This window comes from Ectothiorhodospiraceae bacterium 2226 (genome assembly GCA_013348725.1).
GTDB lineage: Bacteria > Pseudomonadota > Gammaproteobacteria.
Map to the genome: position 1 here is coordinate 1,543,792 of CP054689.1, position 25,724 is coordinate 1,569,515.

The 25,724-nt window shown below is 68.6% G+C and carries 30 protein-coding genes; 10 read left to right on the top strand and 20 right to left on the bottom strand.

The features are described from left to right. Positions 1–34: 34 nt before the first annotated feature. From HUS23_07430 to HUS23_07460, 7 genes are all read right to left on the bottom strand, one after another. A complete protein-coding gene (locus tag HUS23_07430) occupies positions 35–1,066 on the bottom strand; it encodes an NAD(P)-dependent glycerol-3-phosphate dehydrogenase (protein QKT03655.1) in 1,032 nt (343 codons plus the stop codon). A 2-nt stretch (positions 1,067–1,068) separates the two neighbouring features. Further along, complete coding sequence (gene secB, locus HUS23_07435) at positions 1,069–1,590, bottom strand: protein-export chaperone SecB (protein ID QKT03656.1); 522 nt, start codon at positions 1,588–1,590, stop codon at positions 1,069–1,071. A gap of 216 nt (positions 1,591–1,806) precedes the next feature. Further along, positions 1,807–2,229 carry a thioredoxin TrxC gene (trxC, locus tag HUS23_07440; protein ID QKT03657.1) on the bottom strand — a complete coding sequence of 141 codons (423 nt, stop codon included), beginning with the start codon at positions 2,227–2,229 and terminating at the stop codon, positions 1,807–1,809. Positions 2,230–2,233: 4 nt separating this feature from the next. Next, the gene (gene grxC, locus HUS23_07445) at positions 2,234–2,497 is read right to left on the bottom strand and encodes a glutaredoxin 3 (protein QKT03658.1); all 264 of its coding nucleotides are present in this window, start codon (positions 2,495–2,497) and stop codon (positions 2,234–2,236) included. A 43-nt stretch (positions 2,498–2,540) separates the two neighbouring features. Further along, a complete protein-coding gene (locus HUS23_07450) occupies positions 2,541–2,963 on the bottom strand; it encodes a rhodanese-like domain-containing protein (protein QKT03659.1) in 423 nt (140 codons plus the stop codon). 96 nt (positions 2,964–3,059) lie between these two features. Beyond that, entirely contained in the window at positions 3,060–3,272 is a 213-nt protein-coding gene (locus HUS23_07455; GenBank protein QKT03660.1) for a DUF2892 domain-containing protein, read from the bottom strand. Positions 3,273–3,357: 85 nt separating this feature from the next. Beyond that, complete coding sequence (locus HUS23_07460) at positions 3,358–3,681, bottom strand: winged helix-turn-helix transcriptional regulator (GenBank protein QKT03661.1); 324 nt, start codon at positions 3,679–3,681, stop codon at positions 3,358–3,360. Between the two features lie 244 nt (positions 3,682–3,925). Between HUS23_07460 and HUS23_07465 the strand changes: the two genes are divergently transcribed. The 5 genes from HUS23_07465 to HUS23_07485 all read left to right on the top strand — a co-directional run bounded on the left by HUS23_07465 (position 3,926) and on the right by HUS23_07485 (position 9,479). Continuing rightward, positions 3,926–5,500, top strand: coding sequence for a 2,3-bisphosphoglycerate-independent phosphoglycerate mutase (locus HUS23_07465; GenBank protein QKT03662.1), 1,575 nt, complete (start codon positions 3,926–3,928; stop codon positions 5,498–5,500). Positions 5,501–5,531: 31 nt separating this feature from the next. Further along, entirely contained in the window at positions 5,532–6,668 is a 1,137-nt protein-coding gene (locus HUS23_07470) for a peptidoglycan DD-metalloendopeptidase family protein (protein ID QKT03663.1), read from the top strand. Positions 6,669–6,755: 87 nt separating this feature from the next. Then, positions 6,756–8,096 carry a S41 family peptidase gene (locus HUS23_07475; GenBank protein ID QKT05008.1) on the top strand — a complete coding sequence of 447 codons (1,341 nt, stop codon included), beginning with the start codon at positions 6,756–6,758 and terminating at the stop codon, positions 8,094–8,096. Positions 8,097–8,163: 67 nt separating this feature from the next. Beyond that, positions 8,164–8,952 (top strand): divergent polysaccharide deacetylase family protein, encoded by a 789-nt coding sequence (locus HUS23_07480; protein ID QKT03664.1) that lies wholly within the window; start codon positions 8,164–8,166, stop codon positions 8,950–8,952. Beyond that, entirely contained in the window at positions 8,928–9,479 is a 552-nt protein-coding gene (locus HUS23_07485) for a DJ-1/PfpI family protein (protein ID QKT03665.1), read from the top strand. Before HUS23_07480 ends, HUS23_07485 begins: the two co-directional genes overlap by 25 nt. A gap of 119 nt (positions 9,480–9,598) precedes the next feature. Here the strand turns inward: HUS23_07485 and ubiB are convergent, their stop codons facing one another. The 10 genes from ubiB to HUS23_07535 all read right to left on the bottom strand — a co-directional run bounded on the left by ubiB (position 9,599) and on the right by HUS23_07535 (position 17,125). After that, positions 9,599–11,257 (bottom strand): ubiquinone biosynthesis regulatory protein kinase UbiB, encoded by a 1,659-nt coding sequence (gene ubiB / locus HUS23_07490; GenBank protein QKT03666.1) that lies wholly within the window; start codon positions 11,255–11,257, stop codon positions 9,599–9,601. After that, on the bottom strand, positions 11,254–11,886 hold the full coding sequence (locus tag HUS23_07495) for an SCP2 sterol-binding domain-containing protein (GenBank protein ID QKT03667.1): 633 nt from the start codon (positions 11,884–11,886) through the stop codon (positions 11,254–11,256). The genes ubiB and HUS23_07495 overlap by 4 nt, the downstream gene beginning before the upstream one ends. 30 nt (positions 11,887–11,916) lie before the next feature. Continuing rightward, a complete protein-coding gene (gene ubiE, locus HUS23_07500) occupies positions 11,917–12,699 on the bottom strand; it encodes a bifunctional demethylmenaquinone methyltransferase/2-methoxy-6-polyprenyl-1,4-benzoquinol methylase UbiE (GenBank protein QKT03668.1) in 783 nt (260 codons plus the stop codon). Next, entirely contained in the window at positions 12,696–13,073 is a 378-nt protein-coding gene (locus tag HUS23_07505; GenBank protein QKT03669.1) for a DUF971 domain-containing protein, read from the bottom strand. Before HUS23_07505 ends, ubiE begins: the two co-directional genes overlap by 4 nt. A gap of 29 nt (positions 13,074–13,102) precedes the next feature. Next, the gene (gene hslU / locus HUS23_07510; protein QKT03670.1) at positions 13,103–14,425 is read right to left on the bottom strand and encodes an ATP-dependent protease ATPase subunit HslU; all 1,323 of its coding nucleotides are present in this window, start codon (positions 14,423–14,425) and stop codon (positions 13,103–13,105) included. A gap of 9 nt (positions 14,426–14,434) precedes the next feature. After that, positions 14,435–14,974 carry an ATP-dependent protease subunit HslV gene (gene hslV / locus HUS23_07515; protein ID QKT03671.1) on the bottom strand — a complete coding sequence of 180 codons (540 nt, stop codon included), beginning with the start codon at positions 14,972–14,974 and terminating at the stop codon, positions 14,435–14,437. 121 nt (positions 14,975–15,095) lie between these two features. Further along, positions 15,096–15,341 carry a hypothetical protein gene (locus tag HUS23_07520; protein ID QKT03672.1) on the bottom strand — a complete coding sequence of 82 codons (246 nt, stop codon included), beginning with the start codon at positions 15,339–15,341 and terminating at the stop codon, positions 15,096–15,098. A 21-nt stretch (positions 15,342–15,362) separates the two neighbouring features. After that, positions 15,363–16,019 (bottom strand): ABC transporter substrate-binding protein, encoded by a 657-nt coding sequence (locus HUS23_07525; GenBank protein ID QKT03673.1) that lies wholly within the window; start codon positions 16,017–16,019, stop codon positions 15,363–15,365. Positions 16,020–16,345: 326 nt separating this feature from the next. Next, positions 16,346–16,810, bottom strand: a complete 465-nt coding sequence (bfr, locus tag HUS23_07530; protein ID QKT03674.1) for a bacterioferritin — start codon at positions 16,808–16,810, stop codon at positions 16,346–16,348. A gap of 63 nt (positions 16,811–16,873) precedes the next feature. Beyond that, entirely contained in the window at positions 16,874–17,125 is a 252-nt protein-coding gene (locus HUS23_07535) for a bacterioferritin-associated ferredoxin (GenBank protein ID QKT03675.1), read from the bottom strand. A gap of 140 nt (positions 17,126–17,265) precedes the next feature. Here HUS23_07535 and hemB point away from each other — a divergent pair, with 140 nt between their 5' ends. The 4 genes from hemB (at position 17,266) to aroE (ending at position 21,182) form a co-directional block, all read left to right on the top strand. Next, the gene (hemB, locus tag HUS23_07540) at positions 17,266–18,261 is read left to right on the top strand and encodes a porphobilinogen synthase (GenBank protein ID QKT03676.1); all 996 of its coding nucleotides are present in this window, start codon (positions 17,266–17,268) and stop codon (positions 18,259–18,261) included. 68 nt (positions 18,262–18,329) lie between these two features. After that, positions 18,330–19,010 carry a TIGR00153 family protein gene (locus tag HUS23_07545; protein ID QKT03677.1) on the top strand — a complete coding sequence of 227 codons (681 nt, stop codon included), beginning with the start codon at positions 18,330–18,332 and terminating at the stop codon, positions 19,008–19,010. A gap of 23 nt (positions 19,011–19,033) precedes the next feature. Beyond that, positions 19,034–20,302, top strand: coding sequence for an inorganic phosphate transporter (locus HUS23_07550; protein QKT03678.1), 1,269 nt, complete (start codon positions 19,034–19,036; stop codon positions 20,300–20,302). A gap of 34 nt (positions 20,303–20,336) precedes the next feature. Further along, positions 20,337–21,182, top strand: coding sequence for a shikimate dehydrogenase (aroE, locus tag HUS23_07555; GenBank protein ID QKT03679.1), 846 nt, complete (start codon positions 20,337–20,339; stop codon positions 21,180–21,182). Between the two features lie 95 nt (positions 21,183–21,277). Here the strand turns inward: aroE and HUS23_07560 are convergent, their stop codons facing one another. The 3 genes from HUS23_07560 to HUS23_07570 form a co-directional block, all read right to left on the bottom strand. Continuing rightward, a complete protein-coding gene (locus HUS23_07560) occupies positions 21,278–21,805 on the bottom strand; it encodes a gamma carbonic anhydrase family protein (protein QKT03680.1) in 528 nt (175 codons plus the stop codon). Positions 21,806–21,815: 10 nt separating this feature from the next. Then, positions 21,816–22,220, bottom strand: a complete 405-nt coding sequence (locus tag HUS23_07565) for a hypothetical protein (GenBank protein ID QKT03681.1) — start codon at positions 22,218–22,220, stop codon at positions 21,816–21,818. Between the two features lie 259 nt (positions 22,221–22,479). After that, a complete protein-coding gene (locus tag HUS23_07570) occupies positions 22,480–23,457 on the bottom strand; it encodes a serine/threonine protein kinase (protein QKT03682.1) in 978 nt (325 codons plus the stop codon). A gap of 147 nt (positions 23,458–23,604) precedes the next feature. Here HUS23_07570 and prlC point away from each other — a divergent pair, with 147 nt between their 5' ends. Next, positions 23,605–25,647, top strand: a complete 2,043-nt coding sequence (prlC, locus tag HUS23_07575) for an oligopeptidase A (GenBank protein QKT03683.1) — start codon at positions 23,605–23,607, stop codon at positions 25,645–25,647. The last annotated feature ends 77 nt before the right edge of the window (positions 25,648–25,724 follow it).

Here is a 25,724-nt window from a genome sequence, read left to right on the forward strand (position 1 = left end):
CGCTTATTGCGCCCTACACTCGCTCAAGCGAAGGTCAGCCCTCGGCGAGCGGGTGCTCGTGGCGCGGGTCGCGCTCCAGCAGGGCCTGCACCGCCTCGCGGGGCGCGACGCCCTCGTGCAGCACGCGGTAGACCTGCTCGGTGATCGGCATCTCCACGTGTTCGCGCTGCGCCACTTCCCACACCACGCGCGCGGTCTCGATGCCCTCGACCACCTGCTTGATCTCCGCCACCGCCTCGGCCATCGAGCGGCCGCGCCCGAGCGCAAGGCCCAGGCGCCGGTTGCGGGATTGGTCGTCGGTGCAGGTCAGCACCAGGTCCCCCAGGCCGCCGAGGCCCATCAGGGTCTCGGTCTCGCCGCCGAGCTGCGCCGCGAGGCGGGTGGCCTCGGCCAAGCCCCGTGTGATCAGCGCGGCGCGGGCGTTGGCACCGTAGCCGAGGCCGTCCGAGATGCCGGTGGCGATGGCCAGCACGTTCTTGACCGCGCCGCCGACCTCCACCCCGACGATGTCGTGCGTGCGGTAGGCGCGAAAGTGATCGTCGTGAAAGCGCTCGACCATCTCGCTGCAGAACGCCTCGTCCGGCACCGCCAGCGTGACGGCCGTGGGGTAGCCGCGCGCGACCTCGGCGGCGAAGGTCGGTCCCGACACCACCCCGAGCGGCACCTGCCGACCGAGCACCTCCTCGGCGACTTGGTGAAGCAGCTTGCCGCTGCCGGCCTCCAAGCCCTTGGTGGCCCACAGCAGGCGCTGGTCCGGGGCGCAATGCGGCGCGATCGCCTCGAGCGTGCCGCGAAAGGCGCCGCTCGGTACCGCCACCAGGACATCGCGCGAGCGGCGCACCGCCGCACCGAGGTCGTCTTCCAATACCAGGGTATCGGGCAGGGTGGTCTGCGGCAGGTAACGCGCATTGACGCGCGTCTCACGCATCTGCGCAATCTGGGCGGGATCGCGGCCCCACAACACCGCGGGCCGGCCCCCGCGGGCGAGCAGCACCGCCAGCGCCGTGCCCCAGGAGCCGGCACCCAGGACGCTGACCGAGCCCGGTGTGTAGCCTTGCCCGGCCATACTCAGCTCGCGCTGGCGCCCGACTCCGGGGCGTCCTGCTGCGCCGCCGCTTTCTGCTTCTCGCGATGCTGCGCATAGAGCTGGTCGAAGTTCACCGGCGCGAGCAGCAGCGGCGGAAACCCGCCCTTGGTGACCAGGTCGGCGATCACCTCGCGCGCGAAGGGGAACAGCACGTTGGGGCAATAGCTGCCGAGCATGGCGTTGCGCTCTTCCTCGGGGAAGTTCGCCACGTTGAACACGCCGCCCTGCTGCACCTCGACCAGGAAGGCGGTCTTGTCCTTGAGCTTGGTGGTGACCGTCACCGCCAGCACCACGTCGTAGACGCCGTCGCCGAGGGTCTCGCCGGTGGTGTTCAACTCCACGTTGACGCTCGGTTCCCACTGCTCGGTGTAGATGCGCGGGGCGTTCGGCGCCTCGAAGGAGACGTCCTTGACGTAGATCTTCTGGATGGAGAACTGGCGGCCGGTGGCGGCTTCGCCGGTGGCGGCGCCGTTGCCGCGTGCGTCGGTGTTCTCGGTGGCCATGCGGTGTCTTCCTTAGTCGTTGCGAAGGTGCGGAGCGGGCGTCGGTGCGCCCGCGCGAGAATTAGGCTAGGTCTGAAAAAACTCCATCCCGGAGTTCTCAGACGACCCGAAGCGAAACGCGGTCTTCGCTTAGCTTCGTGCTTAACCGGCTTGCAGCCGTCGCTCACCGCGGCACAACCGTGTGCCGCGGGAAGCGCTGAATTACTCAGCGCCTATTTAGAGGTGCTGCCGGGTCCAGCCCACCAGTGCGGCGAGATCCAAGGCACCGGCGACGCGGGCGCGCTCCTGCCCGCCGCGAAACAGGATCAGCGTCGGGATGCTGCGGATCGCATAGCGGCTGGCCAAGGTCGGCTGCGCCTCCGTATCGACCTTGGCCAGCCGTACCGCGGGGGCGAGCTGTTGGGCGGCACGCTCGAAGTTCGGCGCCATCATCTTGCAGGGCCCGCACCACGGGGCCCAGAAGTCGACCAACACGGGAATGTCGTTGCGTTCGATGTGGCGCGCGAAGCGCTGCGCGTCCAGCGCCAGCGGCTTGCCGTCGAACAGCGCCTGGTGGCAGCGTCCGCAGCGCGCGGTCTGCGCGGGCTTGCCGGTGGCCACGCGGTTGATGCTGTCGCAGTGCGGGCAGACCAGATGCATGGCCTCAGCCGTCTCCGCTCAACAGGGTATCGAGGCGGCCGGCGCGCTCCAGAGCATAGAGCTCGTCGCAGCCGCCGATGTGCAGCGTGCCGATGAAGATCTGCGGCACGCTGGTGCGACCACCGCTGCGCTGGATCATCTCGCGGCGCATGGTCATGTCGCGGTCGACGCGGATCTCCTGCACCAAAACCCCTTTCTGCTGGAGCAGCATGCGCGCCCGTATGCAGTAGGGGCAGGCCGCCGTGGCGTAGACCGTGACCTCTTCCATGCGTGTTGCTACCCTCGCGTCGGTCCTGGCGCGGGCATGCCGCTCACTCCTTGGTGAGCGGGAAGCCCGCGTTCAGCCAGCCGGTGACTCCGCCCTTAAGGTTATAGACCTTCTCGAAGCCCGCTTTGCGCAGCTGCGCGCAGGCGCGCGCCGAGCGCGCCCCGCTGCGGCAGTTCACGATCAGCGGTTTGTCCTTGAATTTCTCCAGTTTCTTCAGCCGCTGCGGCAGCTCGCCGAGCGGCACGTGCTTGGCGCCGAGGATGTGGCCGGTGTTCCACTCGCCCTGGTCGCGCACGTCCACCACCACCGCGTTCTCGCGGTTGATCATCTTGACGGCGTCGGACGGCTCCAGGTCCTGATAACCGCCGAGGCGCCCGCCCAGGCTGGGCATCAAGAGCAGCACCAGGATGACGATCAGCGCAAGGAAGAGGTACCAGTTGTTGAGAACGAAGCTGAAGAAGTCCATGGGCGTCCGGTAGGGGCGTGGCGGATGACAGCGGCATAGTGTGCCGGGCGGCGCGCCCCGGCTCAAGCGGGGAGGCCGCCCGGCATCCGCGGGCGGTCAGGCGGCGCGCTGCGGCCCGCGCAGTCGCGCCAGCATGGAGTCCAGCGGGCAGAAGCGCGTGAACCCGCTCTGCAGCAGGTTGAAGCCGACGAAGGCGGTGAACCACAGCCAATACACGTGATGAAACACCGGACTGGCCTCGACGCCGAGCGCCAGGGAGATCAACACGAAGCTGCCGGCAACGATACGGACGATTTGCTCATTGCACATGATGAAACCCTCGAAGGGGGTGGTGGGAACAAAGGCAGCCGGCGCGGGCCTCGCGGGCCCGCGCGCGGATCGATGGTCGGCGCGCTTAGGCCGCGGCCATCGAGCAGAACACCTCGCGCATCATGCTGATCAGGCGCAAAGTGCGCGCATCGCCAACGCGGTAAAACACGCGGTTGGCGTCCTTGCGCGAGGCGAGGATGCCCTTGTCGCGCAAGATGGCCAGATGCTGGGAGATATTGCTCTGGGACGTGCCGACCGCGTCGACGATATCCTGTACGCTCACCTCCCGATCGCCGAGGGTGCAGAGGATTTTCAACCGCAGCGGATGGGACATGGCCTTCAACGAACGGGAGGCGCGGTCGATGTCTTCATCACGCGTGATGAGATCTACAGTTTCGGTCTGCGTCATACCGCAAGTTCCTATCAAGTGTCGCGCTCCATGCGGGGATCTTGTTTTGATGTGGGAACAGTACTGCCCATCCTCGGCCAAACCATATACAATAATCCTTCATTTGAGAAGTGTTTTATTCTAATACTGTGATGGTCGCGGGCGCGCCTGCTAAGGCGCGGAATTTGCTGGAAGCCCGCCCCCGTGCTGCGATAGACTGAGTCTAAATCACGTACGCCAACCCGACGGAACCGAAAAGATCTTCATGCCTGAGCGCAAACCCCTGGTGCTGGTCATCTTCGATGGCTGGGGCTACAGCGAATCTCCCCATGCGAACGCGATCCATAAGGCGCGCAAGCCGAACTGGGACCGACTCTGGAACGCCTACCCGCACGCCCTGATCCGCGCCTCCGGCGCCGAGGTCGGCCTCCCCGCCGAACAGATGGGCAACTCCGAGGTGGGCCACCTGAATCTAGGCGCCGGACGCGTGGTTTATCAGGAGTTTACGCGCGTGAGCCGCGCCATCAAGACCGGCTCGTTCTACTCCAACCAGACGCTGACCGACGCGGTGGACCAGGCGCGCGACAGTGATCGGGCGGTGCACATCCTCGGGCTGCTGTCCCCCGGCGGGGTGCATAGCCATGAAGAGCACATTCACGCGATGGTCGAGTTGGCGGTCAAGCGCGGCGCCACGCGGGTCTATGTGCACGCCTTCCTGGACGGCCGCGATACCGCGCCCAAGAGCGCGCTGGAATCGATCCGCGCCTTGGAAGCCAAGTGTCAGGAGGTGGGCGGCGGGCGCATCGCCTCCCTGATCGGGCGCTACTACGCCATGGACCGCGACCACCGCTGGCCGCGGGTGCAGGCCGCCTACGACCTGATGACCCGCGGGGCCGCCGAGTTCAGGGCCCCCGAGGCCGCCGCCGGCCTGGAGGCCGCCTACGAGCGCGGCGAGAGCGACGAATTCGTGCAGGCGACCGCCGTGGTGCCGCCGGGCGAGGCGCCGGTGGAGATCGTCGATGGCGACGTGGTGGTGTTCATGAATTACCGCTCCGACCGCGCGCGCCAGATCACCCGGCCCTTCATCGACCCGGACTTCGACGCCTTCGAGCGCGCCGCCACGCCCAAGCTGGGCGCCTTCGTGACCCTCACCGAGTACAGCGAGGACTTCGACGTGCCGGTGGCCTTCCCGCCCGAGCGCATGACGAACGTGTTCGGCGAGTACATCGCCAAGCTCGGCCTGCACCAACTGCGCATCGCCGAGACCGAGAAGTACGCGCACGTCACCTTCTTCTTCAACGGCGGGCAAGAGGTGCCGTTCGACGGCGAGGACCGCATCCTGGTGCCCTCGCCCAACGTCGCTACCTACGATCTGCAGCCGCAGATGAGCGCGCCGGAGGTCACCGACCGCCTGGTCGAGGCCATCGAAAGCGGCCGCTACGAGGTCATCATCTGCAACTACGCCAATCCCGACATGGTCGGCCACACCGGCAATATGGAGGCGACGGTACAGGCCATCGAGGCGCTGGACGGGTGTCTCGGCCGCGTGGCCGATGCCGTGCGGCGTACTGGCGGTGAGTTGCTCATCACCGCGGATCACGGCAACGCCGAGTTGATGAGCAACGACGAGACGCAGCAGATGCACACCGCCCATACCAGCAATCCGGTGCCCTTCCTCTATATGGGCCGGGCGGTGGAGATGGAGCCGACCGGCGCGCTGTGCGATGTGGCGCCCACCATGCTCTACCTGCTGGATCTGCCGCAGCCCTCCGAGATGAACGGCCGGCCGCTGCTGCGCCTGGTCGAGGAGCATGCCCAGCCCGAGGCGCGCGGGGCCTGACGGCGATGGGCGTGGCCGCGGGGCGCACCGGTTGAGGCCCTGGCCGCTGCTCCTGCTCCTGCTGGTGCTCTCCGCCGCACCCGCGCTCGGCGCCGATACCGCGCAGGAGCGTGCGGCGCGTGAGCGCGAACTCGACACGCTGCGCGAGCGCATCGAGCAGGTGCGCGGCCGGCTCGACAGCGTGCGTGACCAGAGCCAGGCCGCCACCGCGGCGCTGCGCGATGTCGAGCGCGACATCGCCCGGCGCCTGCGGGCACTCGAGCAGCTGGAGGCCGACATGAAGGCGGCCCAGGCCCGGCTGCGGGTGCTACGCGCCGAAGAGGCGGCCCTCCACGAGGACCTGCACGCGCAGCGCGAGGCGCTCGCGGCTCAGATGCGGGCGGCCTATCTCATGGGGCGCCAGCCCTACCTGAAGTTGCTTCTCAACCAGGAAGACCCCGCCAGCCTCGGGCGCGTGCTGCGCTACTACGACTATTTCAACCGCGCCCGCCAGGCCTCGCTGGAGGAGCTCGCGGCGCGTACCCGCGCGCTGCATGCGGTGCAGACATCGCTGCAGAGCGAGCTCCAGACCCTGGAGGCGAGCCGCGAGCGCCAGCGCCGCGAGCAGGGGGAACTCGAGCAGGCCCGCGCGGCCCGCGCCGCGCTGGTCGCCCGGCTTCGGGATGAAGTGCGCGCGGGCGATGCGGAACTAACACGCCTGCGCGAGGACGAACGAAGGCTGGAGGCGTTGTTGGAGGATCTGCGCGCGGCGGTAGCCGAGGCGCCGCGCAGTGTGCCTGCGCAGGACTTCGGGCGCCTCAAGGGTCGGCTGCCGTGGCCGGCACCTGGCGCGGTGCAGCGCGCCGGCAGCGGTGAGCGCGGGCGCGAGCATGGCGTCCTGATCCGCGCCGCCGAGGGCGCGCCGGTCGAATCCGTCTCGCACGGGCGGGTGGTGTTCGCCGACTGGCTGCGCGGCTACGGGCTGTTGCTCATCGTCGACCACGGCGAGGGCTACATGAGCCTCTACGGCCACAATCAGCAGCTATATAAGAATGCAGGGGACTGGGTCGAAGGCGGCGAGGTGATCAGCCGCGCCGGCGCGGGCACGGAGGCCTCCGGCGTGTACTTTGAGCTTCGTCACAACGGTCGCCCAATCAGTGCCAAAACCTGGTGCCGACCGCGGGGTTGATCGTGCGCCGCGCAGCACTTTAGTTTAGTATCGAGCCAGATGCAGGGACGTATTGGGGCGAAGCCCTGGGAGACGACTATGAAGCCGATGTTCCATAAAGCCGTGATCCTTTCGACCGGACTCTTGATGGGCGTGTTGCTGGCCTTGGGCGGCAGCGTCCTGGCCGATCGCAGTGAGCCACAGACGGTCGTCCTCCCGGTGGAGGAGTTGCGTGCGTTCACCGAGGTCTTCGCGCGCATCAAAAACGATTACGTCGAAGAAGTCGACGACCGCACCCTGCTGCAGCACGCCATCCGCGGCATGCTCACCGGGCTCGACCCCCACTCCGCGTATCTCGATACGGACGAATACAAGGACCTGCGGGTCGGCACCTCCGGCGAGTTCGGCGGCCTCGGCATCGAGGTCAGCATGGAAGACGGCTTCGTGAAGGTGGTCGCGCCCATCGACGAGACGCCGGCTGCGCGTGCCGGCATCCGTGCGGGCGACACCATCATCCGCCTCGACGAGACCCCGGTGAAGGGCATGAGCCTGTCCGACGCGGTCAAGATGATGCGCGGCAAGCCCAACACCGATCTCACCCTGACGGTGGTGCGCGACGGCGAGGACCGGCCGCTCGACATCACCATCACGCGCGCCATCATCAAGGTGCAGAGCGTGCGCTCGCGCACCCTGGAGCCCGGCTTCGGCTACCTGCGCATCACGCAGTTCCAGTCGCGTACCGGCGAGGACGTGGTCAGGGCGTTGCAGAGCTTGAAGAATGAGAACGACGGCGCGCTCAAGGGCCTGGTGCTCGACCTGCGCAACAACCCCGGCGGCGTGCTGAACGCCTCCGTGGCGGTGGCCGACGCCTTCCTCGACCAGGGACTCATCGTGTACACCGAGGGTCGCGTGCCGGGTTCGGAACTCAAGTTCCACGCCAACCCGAACGATACGCTGGAAGGGGCGCCCATCGTGGTGCTGGTCAACGGCGGTTCCGCCTCGGCCTCCGAGATCGTCGCCGGCGCGTTGCAGGATCACCGCCGCGCGATCGTCATGGGCGAGGACACCTTCGGCAAGGGCTCGGTACAGACCATCATGCCGATGGGCAACGAGACCGCGCTGAAGCTGACCACGGCGCGTTACTTCACGCCCAAGGGCCGCTCCATCCAGGCGCACGGCATCACCCCGGACATCCCGCTCGAGTCGGTGCAGCTCGCCCAGGCGGAGGGCGGCTTCCAGGGTCTGCGCGAGTCCGATCTCAACCGTCACCTGCGCAACGGCCAGCTGGAAGAGGCCGCGCCGGCGGACGAAGAGGGCGCCGAGGTGCCGCGCAATCGCCGCAACCGGGCGGGCGACAGCGAGCGCCTGGAGCTGGCCACCACCGACTACCCGCTGTACGAGGCGCTGAACCTCTTGAAGGGGATGTACCTCATGAACAGCCGCTCCTGATCCATGCGGGCTTGAGCGACACTGAGCGGCGCCTGCGGGCGCCGCTTTATTTTGAACAAGAAAAACAATGTACCGAACGCTTCCACTCGCGCTGCTGTGCGCGCTGCTGCTCATCGCCCCGTCGGTCGCCGCCGGGTTCGAGCCGCCGCGCCCGGCTTATGTTGCGCTCATCATTGACGACCTTGGGGACCGCTGGCTGGAGGGCCGGCGCGCGGTGGATCTGCCGGGCGCGGTGACCGTCGCCGTCCTGCCCCATACGCCCCACGCCCGCACCCTCGCCGAGCGCGCCCACGCGGCCGGCAAGGAGGTCATGCTCCACCAGCCCATGCAGCCGGTCGGCGAGCGCGAGCCGGGCCGCGGCGCGCTGCTCCTCGACATGAGCCGCGAGGAGCTGGCGGCCACCGTGCGTGCCAACGTGGCGGCGGTTCCGCATGTGGTCGGAATCAACAACCACATGGGCAGCCTGCTTACCCGCCACCCCGGCCACATGCTGTGGCTCATGGAGGAACTGCGCACGCTGGGTGGGCTTTACTTTGTCGACAGCCGCACCACGCACGCCACCATCGCCAAGCAGATGGCACGCGAGCAGGCCCTGCCGACCCTGGGCCGCGATGTGTTTCTCGACCACGATCCACGTCCGATCGCCATCGAGGCCCAGTGGCGGCGGCTACTGGCGCAGGCCAGGCGCACGGGTGCGGCGGTGGGTATCGGGCATCCCTATCCCGAGACGCTCGACGTGTTGGAAGCGGTGCTGCCCGAGTTGGAGGGCACCGGCGTGCGGCTGGTGCCTGTGTCAGACTTACTGCAGGTCACGGACCAAAGGAGGGAGCCATGGCGCGTGTCCTTGTCCCCCTAGCGGAGGGCTGCGAAGAACTCGAGGCGGTCACCATCATCGACCTGCTGCGTCGCGCCGAGGTGGAGGTGGTCACCGCCGGCCTGCGCCCGGGACCCGTGCGCGCGAGCCGCGGCACGGTGCTGGTGCCGGATGTGACGCTCGACCAGGTGCTGGAGCAGGATTTCGACCTGATCGCCCTGCCCGGCGGGCTGCCGGGGGCCGACCACCTGGCGCAGGACGAGCGTCTCCTCGCCCTGCTGCGCGCGCACGCCGAACGCGGGCGCTACACGGCCGCCATTTGTGCCGGTCCCAAGGTGCTGGCGCGCGCCGGTCTGTTGGACGGCCGCCGTGCCACCTGCTTTCCCGGCGCCTTGGACCAGGACGCGGGCGGCGCCGCGCTGACCGACGAGCCGGTGGTGGTGGACGGCCGGGTGATCACCTCGAAAGGCCCGGGGACGGCGATGGATTTCGCCCTCACGTTGATCGAGCAGCTGGTGGGGCGTGACCGACGAGAGCGGGTCGAGGGCGCCCTGCAGCGCGCGGCCTGAGCGCATGTCGACCGGGGGGCAGTCCCCTCCGGCGCCGCCCAAACCCTAGCGCGTTCGGGTTGCGGTCCAGGCGCCCCACACCGCTCCATCAGACGGTCACTGCTCGGTCGGCGCAGGTCTCAGTCGCGCCGCGGCCAGCCGATCCAGAGCACGAGCGCGCCGCTCAGCGCGAGCAGCCAGGCGAGCAGGGGCGCCTGCGCCACGTAAGGGGGCGGATGGCCCAGCCCGACCAGTAAGGCGGCCGACAGCATCAGCGCGCCGCCCGCGGCACCGGCGTAGGCGCGGCGCTGGTAGCGGCGCAGATCGCGGCGGATCTTGCGCAGCTCGTCTGCCTGGCTCGCCTGCCCCACCCGCTCGCGGCGCTGCTGCTCCAGCACGTCGTGCACCAACGAGGGCAGGTGCGGCAGCCGCTCGGCCCAGCGCGGCAACTCCTCGCGCAGGTGGCGGAAGAATGCCGCCGGCCCCACCTGATCCTCCATCCAGCGTTCCAGATACGGCTTGGCCGTCTGCCACAGGTCGAGGTCCGGGTAGAGCTGTCGCCCCAGGCCCTCGATGTTGAGCAGCGTCTTCTGCAGCAGTACGAGTTGCGGCTGCACCTCCATGTTGAAGCGCCGCGCGGTCTGGAACAGGCGCAGCAGCAGGTGCCCGAAGGAGATGTCCTTGAGCGGGCGCTGGAAGATCGGTTCGCACACGGTGCGGATGGCCGCCTCGAACTCCTCCACGCGGGTGCCGCCCGGCACCCAGCCCGATTCGACGTGCAGCTCGGCCACGCGCCGGTAGTCGCGCTCGAAGAAGGCGAGGAAGTTCTCGGCGAGGTAGCGCTGGTCCTCGCGCGAGAGGGTGCCCATGATGCCGAAGTCCACCGCGATGTACTGGCCCTCGGGCGAGACGAAGATGTTGCCCGGGTGCATGTCGGCGTGGAAGAAGCTGTCGCGGAACACCTGGCTGAAGAATATCTCCACGCCCATCTCGCTCAGGCGCTTCAAGTCGATCCTCTGCGCACGCAGGGCGCCCACGTCGCTGATGGGGGTGCCGTGCACGCGCTCCATCACCATGACCTCGCGCCGCGTATAGGGCCAGTGCACGGCGGGGATGTACAGCAGCGGCGAGTCCTCGAAGTTGCGCCGCAGCAGCGAGGCATTGGCCGCCTCGCGTTGCAGATCGAGTTCGTCGATCAGCGTCCGCTCGTAATCGTCCACCAGCTCGCGCGGGCGCAGGCGCCGCGCGTCGGGCCAGTAACGCTGCAGGTTGTCGGCCACCAGGCGCAGCAGCCCGATGTCGCGCCGAATGGTGCTTTCGATGTCGGGCCGAACGATCTTGACCACCACCTCGCTGCCGTCGTGCAGGCGCGCCGCGTGCACCTGAGCGATGGAGGCCGAGGCCAGCGCCTCTTCGGAGAACTCGGCGAAAATCGTGTCGAGGGTGGTGCCGTAGGCGCGCTCGGCGATGGCGCGCGCCTGGCGGCCGGCGAAGGGCGGCACGCGATCCTGCAACGCCGCGAGCTCGCGCGCGAGGTCGTCCGGCAACAGGTCGCGACGGGTGGATAACAGCTGCCCGAACTTTACGAACAGCGGGCCGAGATCGATCAGGGCTTGGCGGATGCGCACGCCGCGCGTGAGCCGCAGGCGGTCGCGCCGTCCCACCCAGTAGGCGGGCGAGAGGTACACCAAGAACCGCAGTTGGCGAAACAGCGGCAGGGCGAACAGGAGTTCGTCCACGCCATGCTTTTGCAGCACCCAGCCGATGTAGAACAGTCGTACGATCTGCCCCGGCCTCACGGCGTATCCTCCCCCGCGAGGCGCTGCGCCAGCCGCCGCACCCGCTGCTCGAGGCGGTCCACGTCCGAGCGGGTGCGGTCGACCGCGGCGAGGTAGTCCTCCACCAGCGCGCGCGGCGGCAGCAGGCGGGTCTCATCCTGCAGGTACTCGCCGAGGTCGAGCGCGAGGTTGTGCGCCGTCGCCTTGCTCCAGGCGCCGGTGGCGCGCGCCGCGCGCATCAGCTGGTGGGCCGCCACATCGCCGATCAGTTGCGCGAGCCGCTCTTCCCAGTCGATGTCCAGCCCGGTGAGCAGGCGCTGAAAGCGCTGCCCGAGCTCCACGTCCCCCTCCACCTGCACCTCGCCGGCGAACACCAAGTCCGTGCTGTCGTCGCTCAGGGCGAGCCGCAGGTAGGTGAGCGGGGTGGCGCGGATACGCGCATCGGCCGGCGCGTCGCTGTGGTCGCGCAGCGCCAGCCCCCCTTCGGCGGGCACGCAATACACGGTCCACGGCGTGCCGCGCAGCTCCAGCGCGATGGTCTTGCCGGCCAGGCGCGCGAGCCGTCGCGGGGCGGCGGGATCCAGGCGCAGCGCGGCATTGACCGCTTGCGCGGCGGGCCGCAGCCAGGGCGTGGAGTCGGGGCGGTTCATGCCGCGCGGACCGGGTGTCGCACGGCGGGATTACAGCTTATAGCCGTGGTGCAGGGCGACGATGCCCCCGCTGAGGTTGGTGTAGCTGCAGCGCTCCAGCCCGGCGCCCTCCATCATGCCCTGCAGGGTGCCCTGGTCGGGGTGCATGCGAATCGATTCGGCCAAGTAGCGGTAGCTCTCCGCGTCGCCGGCCACCAGCTTGCCCATCAGCGGCAACAGGTTGAACGAATAGGCGTCGTACAGCGGCGCCAGGCCCGGCAGCGTGGGCTTGGAGAACTCGAGCACCAACAGCTGCCCGCCGGGGCGCAGCGCGCGGCGCATGGAGGCCAGCGCCTCCGCCTTGCGCGTGACGTTGCGCAGTCCGAAGGCGATGGTGATGGTGTGGAAGCTGTTGTCGGGAAAGGGCAGATGCTCGGCGTCGGCCTGCACATACTGCACGTTGCCCGCCACGCCGGCATCGAGCAGGCGCGTGCGCCCCACCCGCAGCATGGAGTCGTTGATGTCGCAGAGCACCACTTGACCGTCGCGCCCCACGCGCTCGGCGAGGCGCATGGCGAGGTCGCCGGTGCCGGCGGCCAGATCCAGCACGCGCTGGCCGCGGCGCACATTGGCGGTGAGCGTGGTGTAGTACTTCCACCAGCGGTGGATGCCGAGCGACATGAGGTCGTTCATGAGGTCGTAACGCGCGGCCACCGAGTGAAACACGTCGCCGACGCGGCGCACCTTCTCCTCCAGCGGTACGCGCTGGAAGCCGAAGTCGGTGTTGTCGTCGGGGGGGGCGCCCGACACGGGCGGTTCGCGCCGCTCGCTCATGTGGGCTCCTTACGCGGATAGCCGGCCTTGGCCAGGTTCTGCAGGTACTCGTCCCACAGGCGTTCCTGGTTCACGCCGAGGGTGTACAGCGTCTCCCAGGAGTAGATGCCGGTGTTGTGCCCGTCGTCGAAGTGCAGCTGCACGGCGTAGGTGCCCACCGGCTCGATGTTGGTGATGTTCACGTTCTCCTTGCCGAGCTGCAAGGTCTCCTGACCCGGGCCGTGGCCGCGCACCTCGGCCGAGGGCGAGTACACGCGCAGGTACTCGCACGGCAGCTGGAAGCGGCTGCCGTCGTCGAATGCCACCTCCAGCACGCGCGACTTCTGGTGCAGCTTGATGTCCGTCGGACGGGGTCGTTGATTGCCGGTTGCCATGGAGTCTCCTACGGCGTGCGCCTGGCTAACTACAGGATGTAACGGCTCAGGTCTTCGTTCTGGGCCAGTTCGCCGAGTTGACTATCGACGTAGGCCGCATCGACGGTCAGCGTCTCGCCGCTGTGGTCGGCGGCGGTGAAGGAGATCTCCTCCAGCAGCCGTTCCATCACCGTGTGCAGGCGCCGCGCGCCGATGTTCTCGGTATTCTCGTTGACCTGCCAGGCCACCTCGGCGATGCGCGCGATGCCGTCCTCCGTGAAGCGCACGCCGACGCCCTCGGTGTGCAGCAGGGCACTGTACTGCTCGGTGAGCGAGGCGTTGGTCTCGGTGAGGATGCGCACGAACTCCTGCACGCCCAGCGGGGAGAGCTCGACGCGGATCGGCAGGCGGCCCTGCAGCTCGGGGATCAGGTCCGAGGGTTTGGACAGGTGAAACGCGCCCGAGCAGATGAACAGGATGTGGTCGGTCTTCAGCATGCCGTGTTTGGTGTTCACCGTGGAGCCCTCGACCAGCGGCAGCAGGTCGCGTTGCACGCCCTCGCGCGAGACGTCGGGCCCGCCGTGCTCCCCGCGCTTGGCGATCTTGTCCATCTCGTCCAGGAACACAATGCCGTTCTGCTCCACGTTGGTCAGCGCGCGGGTCTTGATGTCGTCCTCGTTGACCAGCTTGGCCGCCTCCTCCTCGGTGAGCAGCTTGAGCGCCTCCTTGATGCGCAGGCGCCGGGCCTTGGTGCGCCCGCCGCCCATGTTCTGGAACAGGCTCTGCAACTGACTGGTCATCTCCTCCATGCCGGGCGGGGCCATGATCTCCACCCCCGTCGTGGCGCTGACCTCGATCTCGATCTCCTGCTCGTCGAGTTGACCTTCCCGCAGGCGTTTGCGGAAGGTCTGGCGGGTGTTGCTCTCCTGCGCCTGCGGTTCGCCGGTGAAGCCGCGCGGGGGCGGCAGCAGGGCGTCGAGCACGCGCTCCTCGGCCGCGTCCATGGCGCGGTGGCGCACCTTCTTCATCTCCTGCTCGCGGGTCATCTTGATGGCCACGTCGACCAGGTCGCGGACGATCGACTCGACGTCGCGCCCCACGTAGCCGACCTCGGTGAACTTGGTGGCCTCGACCTTGATGAACGGCGCGTTGGCGAGCTTGGCCAGGCGCCGTGCGATCTCGGTCTTGCCGACGCCGGTCGGGCCGATCATCAGGATGTTCTTGGGCGTGATCTCGCCGCGCAGCGGCTCGTCGACCTGGCCGCGGCGCCACCGGTTACGCAAGGCGACGGCGACGGCGCGCTTGGCGTCCGCTTGGCCGATGATGTACTTGTCCAGCTCCTGGACGATTTCCCGTGGGGTCATGTTCGACATGGCGGTGCCTCAGTCCGTGAGGGTCTCGATGGCGAGATTCGTGTTGGTGTAGATGCAGATGTCGGCGGCGATATTGAGCGACTTCTCCACGATATCGCGCGCCGACAGCTCGGTGTTGTGCAGCAGGGCACGCGCCGCGGCCTGGGCGAAGGGCCCGCCGGAGCCGATGGCGATCAGGCCCTCTTCGGGCTCGATCACGTCGCCGTTGCCGGAGATGATCAGCGAGGTCTCCTTATCGGCCACCGCCAGCAGCGCCTCCAGGCGGCGCAGCATGCGGTCGGTGCGCCAGTCCTTGGCCAGCTCGACGGCGGAGCGCACCAAGTGCCCCTGGTGCTTCTCCAGGCGGCCCTCGAAGCGCTCGAACAGCGTGAAGGCGTCGGCCGTGCCGCCGGCAAAGCCCGCGATTACGCGATCGTGATACAGCCGGCGCACCTTGCGCGCATTGGCCTTCATCACGGTGTTGCCCAGCGTGACCTGGCCGTCGCCACCCAGCACGACTTCGCCGGCGCGGCGGACGGACAATATGGTGGTTCCTCGGAATTGCTCCACGGATGTGTTCCCTCGATTCCCTGCGCGGGTTTCCGCCCGACCGGCCATTGTATCACCGCGCCGGCGGGAGCAAGCTCAGGTGGTGGATTGTTAAGTAGTCCGCACGGCGCGCGACTGCCGTTCAGCCGCAGCGGCCCGCGCCGAAATGCGCGAGCAGGGCCGCGCCCTGCGGATGGCTCCCGACCGCGGGCTCGAAGCAGGGGCGCCGCTCGCGCAGCGCGCGCTCGAGCCACGGCCGGCAGGTGCCGCAGTCGAGGCTGGCGCCGGTGGCCAGCGCCACGAGGTCCGGATCGAAGTCCATCGTCGCGCCGAGCGCAAGCAACTCCGCAAACGTGCGCCCCTTGCATACGCATCGGTCGATGCGCACGCGCGCCGCCTCGTCCACGGGTTACTGCGGCTGGGCGAGGCGCCGGTTGCGCTCGGCCAGGGTGCGCAGCAGCCCGTCCATGCCGCCCTGGCGGATCTCGGCGGCAAAGCTCGAGCGATAGGTGGCAATCATGCTGATGCCGTCGACGGCGACATCGAACACGCGCCACTCGTCGTTGCGCTGACTCATGCGGTAGGCCACCGACACCGGCTGGCCGCCGCCCGGCGGGCGAATCTGCGAGCGCACCACGGCCTGGCCGCCCTCGGGTTCCCCGCGCATCGGCTGAAAGCGGACCACGTCGCGCGGCGGCACGCCGTTGGACACCACGAACTCGGCCAGTGCCTGGCCGTAGAAACGCACCAACAGGGTGCGGAATTCGCGCATGAAGCGCTCGCGCTGCTCAGGTGAGGCCTGGCGCCAATGCGGACCCAGCACCCACTGCGAGGCGCGCTCGAAATCGACCAGCGGGACCAGGATCTCGTCGACTATCGTATAGATGTGCTCGGGGTTCTCGCGCAGACGCTCCTGCTCGCGCTCCAGCGCGTCGAACATGCGATCGGAGGCCTCCTCCAACTGGCGCTGCGGGTCCTCGGCCCACGCCGCGCCTCCAGCCAGCCCCAGCAGCAGCGCGACCAACCAGGCGCCCCATGGGTGTGTGGCTCGCCGATACTCACGCATTACAGACTCCTTGATATCGAGGTAGTGCCTACCCGCCGCAAGTATAACGTATGGCCCGTAGGGTCTTGCAGACGGTCGCGGCGCCGATTCTGGGCGCCGCATGCTGGCCGTTCCTGAAAAAGGGGCACCCGATCGAAGGCGTGGCACGGGTGAGCGCGCCCCCACGACGCGATGCGGCGCCCGGTGGGGGACCGCACTCATGGCGCCGCTCAACCGCGTGGGCACGTGGTCGGCCGACCCGTGTGCCGAGGGCGAGGATTAGGTGTAGGGCAACGTGGTGCAAAAGCCGCGGGCGTCGGTGGCGACGCGCGCCGGGCCGCCCCGTACTACATCATCGATTGTTGGTAATTCTGGAGCCCGATGCGCTGGATGAGTTCGAGTTGGGTCTCCAGCCAGTCGATGTGCTCCTCCTCGCTCTCCAGGATGTCCTCGAACAGTTCCCGCGACGTGTAGTCCTGCACCTGCTCGCAATAAGCGATCGCCTCCCGCAGCAGCGCCAGCCCGTCCTGTTCGAGCTTGAGGTCGCACTCGAGCATCTCCTGGACGTGCTCGCCGACGAGCAGCTTGCCGAGGTTCTGCAGATTGGGCAGACCCTCCAGGAACAGGATGCGCTCGATCAGCCGATCGGCGTGCTTCATCTCGTCAATCGACTCCTCGTATTCCTTGTCGTCCAGCTTGGTCAGGCCCCAGTTCTTGTACATGCGGGCGTGCAGGAAGTACTGGTTGATCGCGGTGAGCTCGTTGGTGAGCACGCGATTGAGGTAGTCGATGACCTTGGGATCGCCTTTCATGCCTCGCCCTCCGTGGCCGCAAGCAGCTTGTTATGGCGCGAAGTCTAGCAGGCGGCGGCGGGCTCAGGCGGGCACCGGTTCGGGGTCCGGAAACGGGCACGCGGGCTCGGCGGCGGGGCGTCGGGCGGGGCGGGTCGGCGGCGCGACGCGCACCGCCGGGTGCGCCGCGAGCACTTCGCGTGCGCAGGATGTGCACTTGCCGCAGCCGGTGCCGACGCCCAGGCGCCGGTTCAGGTCGCGCACGGTGCGGGCACCGTCCTCGGCGGCGGCGCGAATCTGGCGGTCGGTGACACCTTGGCACAGGCAAACGTACATGGTTGCTCCTCGTCCTCTGAGTTCCATGTAAGCGCGAATGCGAATGATTGTCAATTACTGATGGCGACGGAGGCCGCCGGCGCGCCACCCTTACGGTATGATGGCGGCCCGGTCCGGCAGTGAGGCAGGAGTCCCAAACCATGGCGGAGCTTTCCATCCGACCGCGGCGCATGCGCCGCGATCCCTTCAGCCGGCGTTTGATGCGCGAGGCGCGCCTATCGGTCGACGACCTGATCTATCCGGTGTTCGTGCTGGAGGGTAACGGTCGGCGCGAGCCGGTGCCGTCCATGCCGGGCGTGGAACGCCTCGCCGTGGACGAGCTGGTGCGCGAGGCCGAGAACCTTGCGGCGATGGGCATCCCCGCGCTCGCCCTGTTTCCGGTGCCGGATGCCGCCACCAAGAGCGAGGACGCACGCGAGGCCTACAATCCCGACGGCCTGGCCCAACGGGCGGTGCGTGCGCTCAAGGCTGCGGTGCCCGAACTCGGGGTCATCACCGACGTCGCCCTCGACCCCTACACCACGCACGGTCAGGACGGGCTGATCGACGCCGCCGGCTACGTGCTCAACGACGAGACCGTCGAGGTGCTGGTGCGCCAGGCCCTGTCCCACGCCGCGGCCGGCGCCGACGTGGTGGCGCCGTCGGACATGATGGACGGCCGCGTGGGCGCCATCCGCCGCGCGCTGGAGAGCGCCGGCCACATCCACACGCGCATCCTGGCCTATTCCGCGAAGTACGCCTCCAGCTATTACGGCCCGTTCCGCGACGCGGTCGGCTCGGCCGCCGCCCTGGGCGCCGCGGACAAGCACACCTACCAGATGGATCCCGGCAACGGCGACGAGGCGCTGCGCGAGGTGGAGTTGGACCTCGCCGAGGGGGCCGACATGGTGATGGTCAAGCCGGGCATGCCCTATCTCGACATCGTGTGGCGCGTGAAGCAGCGCTTCGGCGTGCCGACCTTCGCCTACCAGGTGAGCGGCGAATACGCCATGCTCAAGGCCGCCGCCCAGAACGGTTGGCTCGACGAGCGCAAGGCGGTGATGGAGGCACTGCTCGCCTTTCGGCGCGCGGGCGCCGACGCGGTGCTGACCTACTACGCGAAACAGGCCGCCCAGTGGCTGCGCGAAGAGTCCTGAACGCGCCTGCTGCGCGGCGCTGTCTGTCTGCGCTACAATCCAGCGTTTAACACGGATCGAAACAGCTCATGGCCCCGCGTAGCTACATCACGGACCTCTTCGGCAGTTCCCCCATTCGCCCGCTGCAGCAGCACATGGCGCAGGTCGAGTCATGCGCGCGCGAACTGATCCGCTTCGTCGACGCCGCGCTGGCCGGCGATTGGGAAACGGCGGCCGCGCAGCAGCGGCTGATCACGACTTGCGAGCACAAGGCCGACGCGCTCAAGAAGGACCTGCGCATGCACCTGCCCAAGGGGCTGTTCATGCCCGTGTCGCGCCCCGACGTGCTCGAGGTGCTGTGGCGCCAGGACCAAATCGCCAACAAGACCAAGGACATCGCCGGCCTGATGCTGGGGCGGCGTATGCAGATCCCCGGCCCCATCGCCGAGCCGTTTCGCGCCTTCGTGGCCCGCTGCCTCGATGCGGTGACCCAGGCGCATGTCGCGGTGGACGAACTCGACGAGTTGCTCGACACGGGTTTCAGCGGCGGCGAGGTGGTGCGTGTGGAGGAGATGCTGCGCAAGCTCGACGCCATCGAGAGCGAGACCGACACGATCCAGGTCAAGGTGCGCGAGGGGCTGTTCGCCATCGAGCGGGATCTTCCCCCGGTCGATGTGATGTTTACCTACCAGATCATCGCCTGGGTGGGCGACATCGCCGACCTCGCGCAGCAGGTGGGTAGCCGCCTGCAGCTGATGCTCGCCCGTTAAAACAAGAAGCTAGCCGACAATCGATGGAATATGGACTGATCCTGATCCTGCTGGCGGTCGCGTTCGGCCTGTTCATGGCCTGGGGCGTCGGTGCCAACGACGTGGCAAACGCGATGTCGACCTCGGTCGGCTCGCGCGCGCTCACCATCAAACAAGCCATCATCATCGCCGCGGTGTTCGAGTTCGCCGGTGCCTATCTCGCCGGCGGCGCGGTGACCGCCACGGTGCGCAGCGGGATGGTGGACGCGGGGCTGTTCGCGCAGGCCCCCGAGCTGCTGGTGTACGGCATGCTCGCCTCGCTGCTCGCCGCCGGCATCTGGCTCCTGGTCGCGTCGAGCTTCGGCTGGCCGGTCTCCACCACCCATTCGATCATCGGCGCCATCGTCGGCTTCGCCGCCGTGGGCGTGGGCGTGGAGGCGGTGCAGTGGGGCAAGGTGGTCAACATCGCCATGAGTTGGGTGGTCTCGCCCATGCTCGCTGGGGCGATCGCCTATGCGCTGTTCTTCAGCGTGCAGCGCCTCATCTTGGATACGCCCAATCCCTTGGCCAGCGCCAAGCGGTATGTGCCGATGTACATCTTCCTGGTCGGCTTCATCGTCTCGCTGGTCACGCTGTTCAAAGGCCTCACCCACATCGGCATCGACCTGACCACGGGTCAGAACTACGCCATCGCGACCCTGGTCGGCCTGATCATCATGGGCATCGGCATCCTCGCCATCCGCCGGCTGAAGTTCGACCCGAGCGCCGAGCGCGACTTCCATTTCGCGAACGTCGAGAAGGTGTTCGGCGTCCTGATGCTGGTCACCGCGTGTGCCATGGCCTTCGCCCACGGCTCCAACGACGTCGCCAACGCGGTGGGACCGCTGGCCGCGGTGGTGGGCGTGGTGCAGTCGGGCGGGGAGATCGACACGCGCACCGTGATGCCGTCGTGGATCCTGTTGCTCGGCGGCTTCGGCATCGTGCTGGGTCTGGTGACCTACGGCAAGAAGGTGATCGCCATGGTCGGTTCGCGCATCACCGAACTCACGCCCAGCCGCGGCTTCGCCGCCACGCTGGCCGCGGCCGGCACGGTGGTGCTCGCCTCCGGCACCGGACTGCCGATCTCCACCACCCATACCCTGGTAGGTGCGGTGCTCGGTGTCGGGCTCGCGCGCGGTATCGCGGCGCTGGACCTGCGCGTGGTGCGCACCATCTTCCTGTCCTGGATCATCACCCTGCCGGCGGGCGCGGTGTTGTCTATCCTGTTTTTCTTCATCCTGCTCGGCAGCTTCGGGCGCGGCATCTTCGACTGAGGCGCGCGCGGGCCGTTTTACGAGGAGCGCCGGTATGGCGGATCTGTTCGACTTCGATACCCGGCCGGACGAATACGCTGTGATGGGCAATCCGGTCGCGCACAGCCAGTCGCCGCGTATCCACGCCCTGTTTGCGCAGCAGACCGGCCAGCGCGTGCATTACAGCGCGATCCACGTCGACCTCGGCGGCTTCGCGCAGGCCGTGGGGAATTTCGCCGCCAACGGCGGCAAGGGCCTCAACATCACGGTGCCCTTCAAGGGCGAGGCCTTCGCGCTCGCCGACGAGCTCAGCGAGCGCGCCGGCGAGGCGCGGGCCGTGAACACCTTCGTGTGCCGGCGCGACGGCTACCTGATCGGCGACAACACCGACGGCGTGGGCCTGGTGCGCGATCTCACCCAGAACCACGCCGCGCCGCTCGCCGGCAAGCGGGTGCTGCTGCTCGGCGCCGGCGGCGCGGCGCGCGGTGTGCTCGGCCCGCTGCTCGCCGAAGGCCCGGCCGAGCTCCACATCGCCAACCGCACCGCCGACCGCGCGGAGGTGCTCGCGGAGGCCTTTGCGGCGACGGGGCGGGTGCGCGGCGGAGGCTACGGGGGTCTGCAAGGGGCTTACGACCTCATCATCAACGCCACCAGCGCGAGCCTCGGCGGCGAGCTGCCGCCGCTGCCGGACGACGCGCTGGCGCCCGGCGGCTGGTGCTACGACATGATGTACGGCAAGGAACCCACGCCGTTTCTGCGCTGGGCGGCGGCCCACGGCGCGGCGCAGGCCTTGGACGGCGTCGGCATGTTGGTGGAGCAGGCGGCCGAGTCGTTCTCCATCTGGCGCAAGGTGCGCCCTGCCACGGCGCCGGTCATCGCCGCGCTGCGGGCGGGGGCGTGACGCGGGCCTTGCGGAAGCGCCGCGCGATGCAGCGCGTCCCGCGGCACAGGGATGTGCGTGGTGTAAAAGATCCAGGCTGAATTGATGCAGACCCTCTAGCCGGCGGCGTGCCGGTTCTTGAGCTCGACGTAGAAACCCGCGGAATACTCGATCCAGGCGCGCTCCTCGGCGCGCAGCGGGCGCACGCGGCGGGCGGGGCTGCCGAGCCAGAGATAACCGCCTTCGAGCCGCCTACCGGGCGGCACCACGCTGGCGGCGCCGAGCAGCACATAGGGCTCCAGCACGGCGCCGTCCATCACCACCGCGCCCATGCCGATCAGACAGCGCTCCCCGATGCTGCAGCCGTGCAGCACGACGCGGTGACCGACCGTCACCTCCGCGCCGATGCTGAGCGGATAGCCGGGGGCGTCGCCGTGCGCGTGCGTGACGTGCAACACGCTGGCGTCCTGGATGTTGGTGCGCGCCCCGATCTCGATGCGGTTCACGTCCCCGCGCGCCACCGCCATGGGCCACACCGAGGCATCGGCGCCGAGGCTCACCGCGCCGACGACCAGCGCGCTGGCGTCCACCCACGCGCCCGTCGCCAGCTCGGGGTGCCGGCCGTCGAAGGCGCGCAGGCTCATCGCGGCGCGCTCAGCGCAGGTAGGCCTCCTTGTCCCACAGGAATTCCCCCTCCACCGCCTTCTCCTCCGGTTCGGGCGGTATATTCACCGGGTTGAACCGGCGCTCGGTCTGTCGCCGCTCAGCGTGCGGCCACGGGCGCTGGCGCCAGTTGAGCGCGCGGCGCTCGTTGGCGCAGTAGCGGTACACGAACTCGCGCACGGTCACCGGTGTGCCGAGCAGACGCTTGCCGTTCAGCCCGGCGATGGCCTTCTCGGCCAGCCGGTCGGGCTCGAGCTCGATGACCGCATAGCGCACCCCGGGACGTCGCCCGGTGCGTTGCAGGATGCGGAAGGTCTCGGCGCGACGGGCATAGGTGCCGAAGAAGCCGTGCAGGTCCGTTTTGGTGCCGCGGATGTTGCCGACGTAAATCTGCATCACCACCCCCATTGTTATTGGTGTTATGGACGGTCTGAGTAAATCCATCCTGGATCTCTCAGGCCTCGCAGCGCGAGACAGCGTGATTCTCCCCCTGCGTGGTTATCAACGGTGGGGCCGCTGATAACGGCGGCACCCCCTGTGCCGCCGGAAACGCTGAATCGATGCGCGCTTCCTTCTGTCAAACCATTGACATAATGGACCCTGCCGGTGACGGCTGCAAGTCACTCCCCGGTGCGCGTGGCGGCGGTGGGTGCGCCTACAGCGCCAAGGGCGGTTCGGCGAGCCGCTCCCGCTGCTCGCGCAGCGTCTGCAGCTGATCCTCCCAGTAGCGGGCGGTGTGGAACCAGGGGAAGTGCATGGGAAAGGCGGGATCGTCCCAGCGGCGGGCCAGCCACGCGCTGTAGGTGATGAGCCGCAGCGCGCGCAGCGCCTCGACGAGGTGCAGCTCCAGCGGGTCGAAGTCGTAGAACTCCCGGTAGCCCTCGAGCAGGGCGCGCAGCTGGCCCTCCATCTCCTCACGTGTACCCGAGAGCAGCATCCACAGGTCCTGCACCGCGGGGCCGTTGCGGCAGTCGTCGAGGTCCACGAAATGGGGGCCCGCATCGGTCCACAGCACGTTGCCGGCATGGCAGTCGCCGTGCAGGCGCAGGGTGCGATAGGGCCCGACGCGCTCGAAGGCGGCCTCCACCGCGTCCAGCAGGGGTTCGGCCGCCGCGCGGTAGTTGTGCGCCAACGCGTCGGGCACGGCCTCGGCCAGCAGGTAGGCGAGCGCGCTGCGCCCATCCGCGGGGCTCACGCGCGGGCGATGCTCGAAGCGTCGTGCCGCGCCGAGCAGGTGGATGCGCCCCAGGAAGCGGCCCAGCCAGGTGAGGTGCTCGGGATTGTCCAGCGACGGCGCGCGCCCCCCGCGGCGCGGGAACACCGCGTAGCGGAACGGCCCGTCGTGGTGCAGCGTGCGCCCCTCCAGCATCAGCGGCGCGACCACGGGGATCTCCGCCTCGGCCAGCGCCAGGGCGTAGGCGTGCTCCTCCAGGATGGCGGCATCGTCCCAGCGCGCGGGACGATAGAACTTCGCCACCACGAAGCGGTCATCCTCTATGCCGATCTGATAGACGCGGTTCTCGTAGCTGTTGAGCGCGAGCAGCCGCCCGTCGGGGCGCAGCCCCAGGGCCTCCACCGCGTCCAGCACCCGGTCGGGAGTGAGCGCGTCATAAGGGTGCGCAGGGGCGTTCATCCCGGGGATTCTAGCAGGGCCTTGAAACCAGGGGGCCTGCCGCGTTCGACGTCTTACCCCCGGCGTGTGCACAGGCGCGGTCCTTTGACCGACGCCGCGCCGCCCCGCAGAATGATTCGTCTTGCCGCACAGGAGAACCGAGCGTCCATGGACAACCCCTTGTTGCACACCGCCGGGCTGCCGGCCTTCAGCCAGATCCGACCCGAGCATGTGGAGCCCGCCATCGACCAGATCCTGGCCGACAACCGCGCCGCGCGCGAGGCGCTGCTCGCCCAGGCCGGGCCCTACACCTGGGACAACTTGGTGGCGCCGCTGGAGGCGCTGGAGGATCGCCTGGAACGCGCCTGGTCGCCGGTCGGCCACCTCAACGCGGTGGTCAACTCCGAGGCGCTGCGCGCGGCCTACAACGCCTGCCTGCCCAAACTGAGCGCCTATGCCACCGAACTCGGCCACGACAGTCGGCTGTTCGCGGCCTACCAGTCGATTCGGGAGGGGCGCGAGTACCAGCGCCTCGATGCGGCTCAGCGCAAGGTGATCGACAACGCCCTGCGCGACTTCCGCCTGGCGGGCGTGGATTTGCCCGCGCAGATCAAGGCCAATTACAAGGCGGTGCAGGAAGAGCTCACAGCGCTGTGCAGCCGTTTCGCCGACAACGTGTTGGACGCCACCCAGGCCTGGACCCGGCATATCACCGACGAAGCGGGCCTCGCCGGCCTGCCCCCGTCCACCCGCGCGCTGGCGCGCCAAGCGGCCGAGCGCAACGGGCTGGAGGGCTGGCTGCTCAACCTCGAGCCGCCGACCTACATCGCGGTGATGACCTACGCCGACGATCGGGCGCTGCGCGAGGCCATGTACGAGGCTTACGTGACGCGCGCCTCCGATCAAGGCCCGGTGCCGGGGCGCTACGACAACACCGAGGTGATCGACCGCATCCTCGCGCTGCGCCACCAGAGCGCCGAGCTGCTCGGCTTCCCCAACTACGCGGAGTTGTCGCTCGCCACCAAGATGGCCGGCGACCCGGAGCATGTGCTGAGCTTCCTGAACGGCCTCGCCGAGCGCGCCGTACCCCGCGCCCGCGAGGAGTTCGCCGCGCTGTGCGCCTACGCGCGCGAGCATCACGGCCTGGCGGAGCTCGGGCCGTGGGATGTCGCCTATTACAGCGAGAAGCTGCGCAAACAGCGCCATGACCTCTCGCAGGAGGAGCTCAAGCCCTACTTCCCCGCCCCGCGCGTGGTGCAGGGGCTGTTCGCGGTGGTCGAGCGCCTCTACGGCCTGCGCGTGCAGGCGCTCGACGGCGTCGATAGCTGGCACGAGGACGTGCGCTTCTACGAGATCCGCGACGCCGAGGACACGGTGCGCGGGCGGTTCTATCTCGACCTGTACGCGCGCCCGCACAAGCGCGGCGGCGCGTGGATGGACGAGTGTGTGCGCCGGCGCCGTAGCGCCGAGGGCCTGCAGGTGCCGGTCGCCTACCTGACCTGCAACTTCACCCCGCCGGTGGACGACACCCCCGCGCTGCTCACGCACAACGAGGTCGTCACGTTGTTCCACGAGTTCGGCCACGGCCTGCACCACATGCTCACGCGGGTGGACTACGCGCCGGTGTCGGGCATCAACGGCGTGCCGTGGGACGCGGTGGAGCTGCCCAGCCAGTTCATGGAGAACTGGTGCTGGGAGTACGAGGCGCTGGCGCTGATCAGCGGCCACGTCGAGAGCGGCGAGCCGCTGCCGCGGGAGCTGTTCGACAAGTTGCGCGCGGCGCGCAACTTCCAGTCGGCGATGAAGACGGTGCGCCAGCTCGAGTTCGCGCTGTTCGACTTTCGCCTGCACCACGAGTACCACCCCGCCTGGCAGGGGCGCTACGTGCAGCCCTTGCTCGACGACGTGCGCGACAAGCTCGCGGTGGTGCCGGTGCCGCCGTACAACCGTTTCCAGCACAGCTTCTCGCACATCTTCGCGGGCGGCTATGCGGCGGGCTACTACAGCTACAAGTGGGCCGAGGTGCTGTCCGCGGACGCCTACAGCCAGTTCGAGGAGCACGGCATCTTCGATCAGGCCACCGGGCGGCGTTTCCTCGAGACCGTGCTCGAACAGGGCGGCTCGCGCGAGCCGATGGAGCTGTTCGTGGCCTTCCGGGGCCGCGAACCGCGCATCGACGCCCTGCTGCGCCACAACGGGTTGGCCGCCTAGCGTCGGTGAGAAGGCGCGTGGGACGGGCTCGTTTGACCCCGCGCGACGCGCTACTTATGATCGCGGCCACCTGAACC

Excerpts from the sequence above, each read along its gene's own strand:
- HUS23_07560 (QKT03680.1), bottom strand. The coding sequence starts at position 21,805 with ATGAGCCTGCGCGCCTTCGACGGCCGGCACCCCGAGCTGGCGACGGGC.
- HUS23_07460 (QKT03661.1), bottom strand. The coding sequence starts at position 3,681 with ATGACGCAGACCGAAACTGTAGATCTCATCACGCGTGATGAAGACATC.
- HUS23_07455 (QKT03660.1), bottom strand. The coding sequence starts at position 3,272 with ATGTGCAATGAGCAAATCGTCCGTATCGTTGCCGGCAGCTTCGTGTTG.
- aroE (QKT03679.1), top strand. The coding sequence starts at position 20,337 with ATGGCGGATCTGTTCGACTTCGATACCCGGCCGGACGAATACGCTGTG.
- HUS23_07480 (QKT03664.1), top strand. The coding sequence starts at position 8,164 with ATGTACCGAACGCTTCCACTCGCGCTGCTGTGCGCGCTGCTGCTCATC.
- hemB (QKT03676.1), top strand. The coding sequence starts at position 17,266 with ATGGCGGAGCTTTCCATCCGACCGCGGCGCATGCGCCGCGATCCCTTC.
- HUS23_07535 (QKT03675.1), bottom strand. The coding sequence starts at position 17,125 with ATGTACGTTTGCCTGTGCCAAGGTGTCACCGACCGCCAGATTCGCGCC.
- HUS23_07570 (QKT03682.1), bottom strand. The coding sequence starts at position 23,457 with ATGAACGCCCCTGCGCACCCTTATGACGCGCTCACTCCCGACCGGGTG.
- HUS23_07565 (QKT03681.1), bottom strand. The coding sequence starts at position 22,220 with ATGCAGATTTACGTCGGCAACATCCGCGGCACCAAAACGGACCTGCAC.
- HUS23_07545 (QKT03677.1), top strand. The coding sequence starts at position 18,330 with ATGGCCCCGCGTAGCTACATCACGGACCTCTTCGGCAGTTCCCCCATT.
- HUS23_07465 (QKT03662.1), top strand. The coding sequence starts at position 3,926 with ATGCCTGAGCGCAAACCCCTGGTGCTGGTCATCTTCGATGGCTGGGGC.
- HUS23_07485 (QKT03665.1), top strand. The coding sequence starts at position 8,928 with ATGGCGCGTGTCCTTGTCCCCCTAGCGGAGGGCTGCGAAGAACTCGAG.
- hslU (QKT03670.1), bottom strand. The coding sequence starts at position 14,425 with ATGTCGAACATGACCCCACGGGAAATCGTCCAGGAGCTGGACAAGTAC.
- HUS23_07550 (QKT03678.1), top strand. The coding sequence starts at position 19,034 with ATGGAATATGGACTGATCCTGATCCTGCTGGCGGTCGCGTTCGGCCTG.
- HUS23_07495 (QKT03667.1), bottom strand. The coding sequence starts at position 11,886 with ATGAACCGCCCCGACTCCACGCCCTGGCTGCGGCCCGCCGCGCAAGCG.
- secB (QKT03656.1), bottom strand. The coding sequence starts at position 1,590 with ATGGCCACCGAGAACACCGACGCACGCGGCAACGGCGCCGCCACCGGC.
- prlC (QKT03683.1), top strand. The coding sequence starts at position 23,605 with ATGGACAACCCCTTGTTGCACACCGCCGGGCTGCCGGCCTTCAGCCAG.
- trxC (QKT03657.1), bottom strand. The coding sequence starts at position 2,229 with ATGCATCTGGTCTGCCCGCACTGCGACAGCATCAACCGCGTGGCCACC.
- HUS23_07475 (QKT05008.1), top strand. The coding sequence starts at position 6,756 with ATGTTCCATAAAGCCGTGATCCTTTCGACCGGACTCTTGATGGGCGTG.
- HUS23_07450 (QKT03659.1), bottom strand. The coding sequence starts at position 2,963 with ATGGACTTCTTCAGCTTCGTTCTCAACAACTGGTACCTCTTCCTTGCG.
- HUS23_07505 (QKT03669.1), bottom strand. The coding sequence starts at position 13,073 with ATGGCAACCGGCAATCAACGACCCCGTCCGACGGACATCAAGCTGCAC.
- ubiE (QKT03668.1), bottom strand. The coding sequence starts at position 12,699 with ATGAGCGAGCGGCGCGAACCGCCCGTGTCGGGCGCCCCCCCCGACGAC.
- HUS23_07430 (QKT03655.1), bottom strand. The coding sequence starts at position 1,066 with ATGGCCGGGCAAGGCTACACACCGGGCTCGGTCAGCGTCCTGGGTGCC.
- HUS23_07525 (QKT03673.1), bottom strand. The coding sequence starts at position 16,019 with ATGCGTGAGTATCGGCGAGCCACACACCCATGGGGCGCCTGGTTGGTC.
- grxC (QKT03658.1), bottom strand. The coding sequence starts at position 2,497 with ATGGAAGAGGTCACGGTCTACGCCACGGCGGCCTGCCCCTACTGCATA.
- bfr (QKT03674.1), bottom strand. The coding sequence starts at position 16,810 with ATGAAAGGCGATCCCAAGGTCATCGACTACCTCAATCGCGTGCTCACC.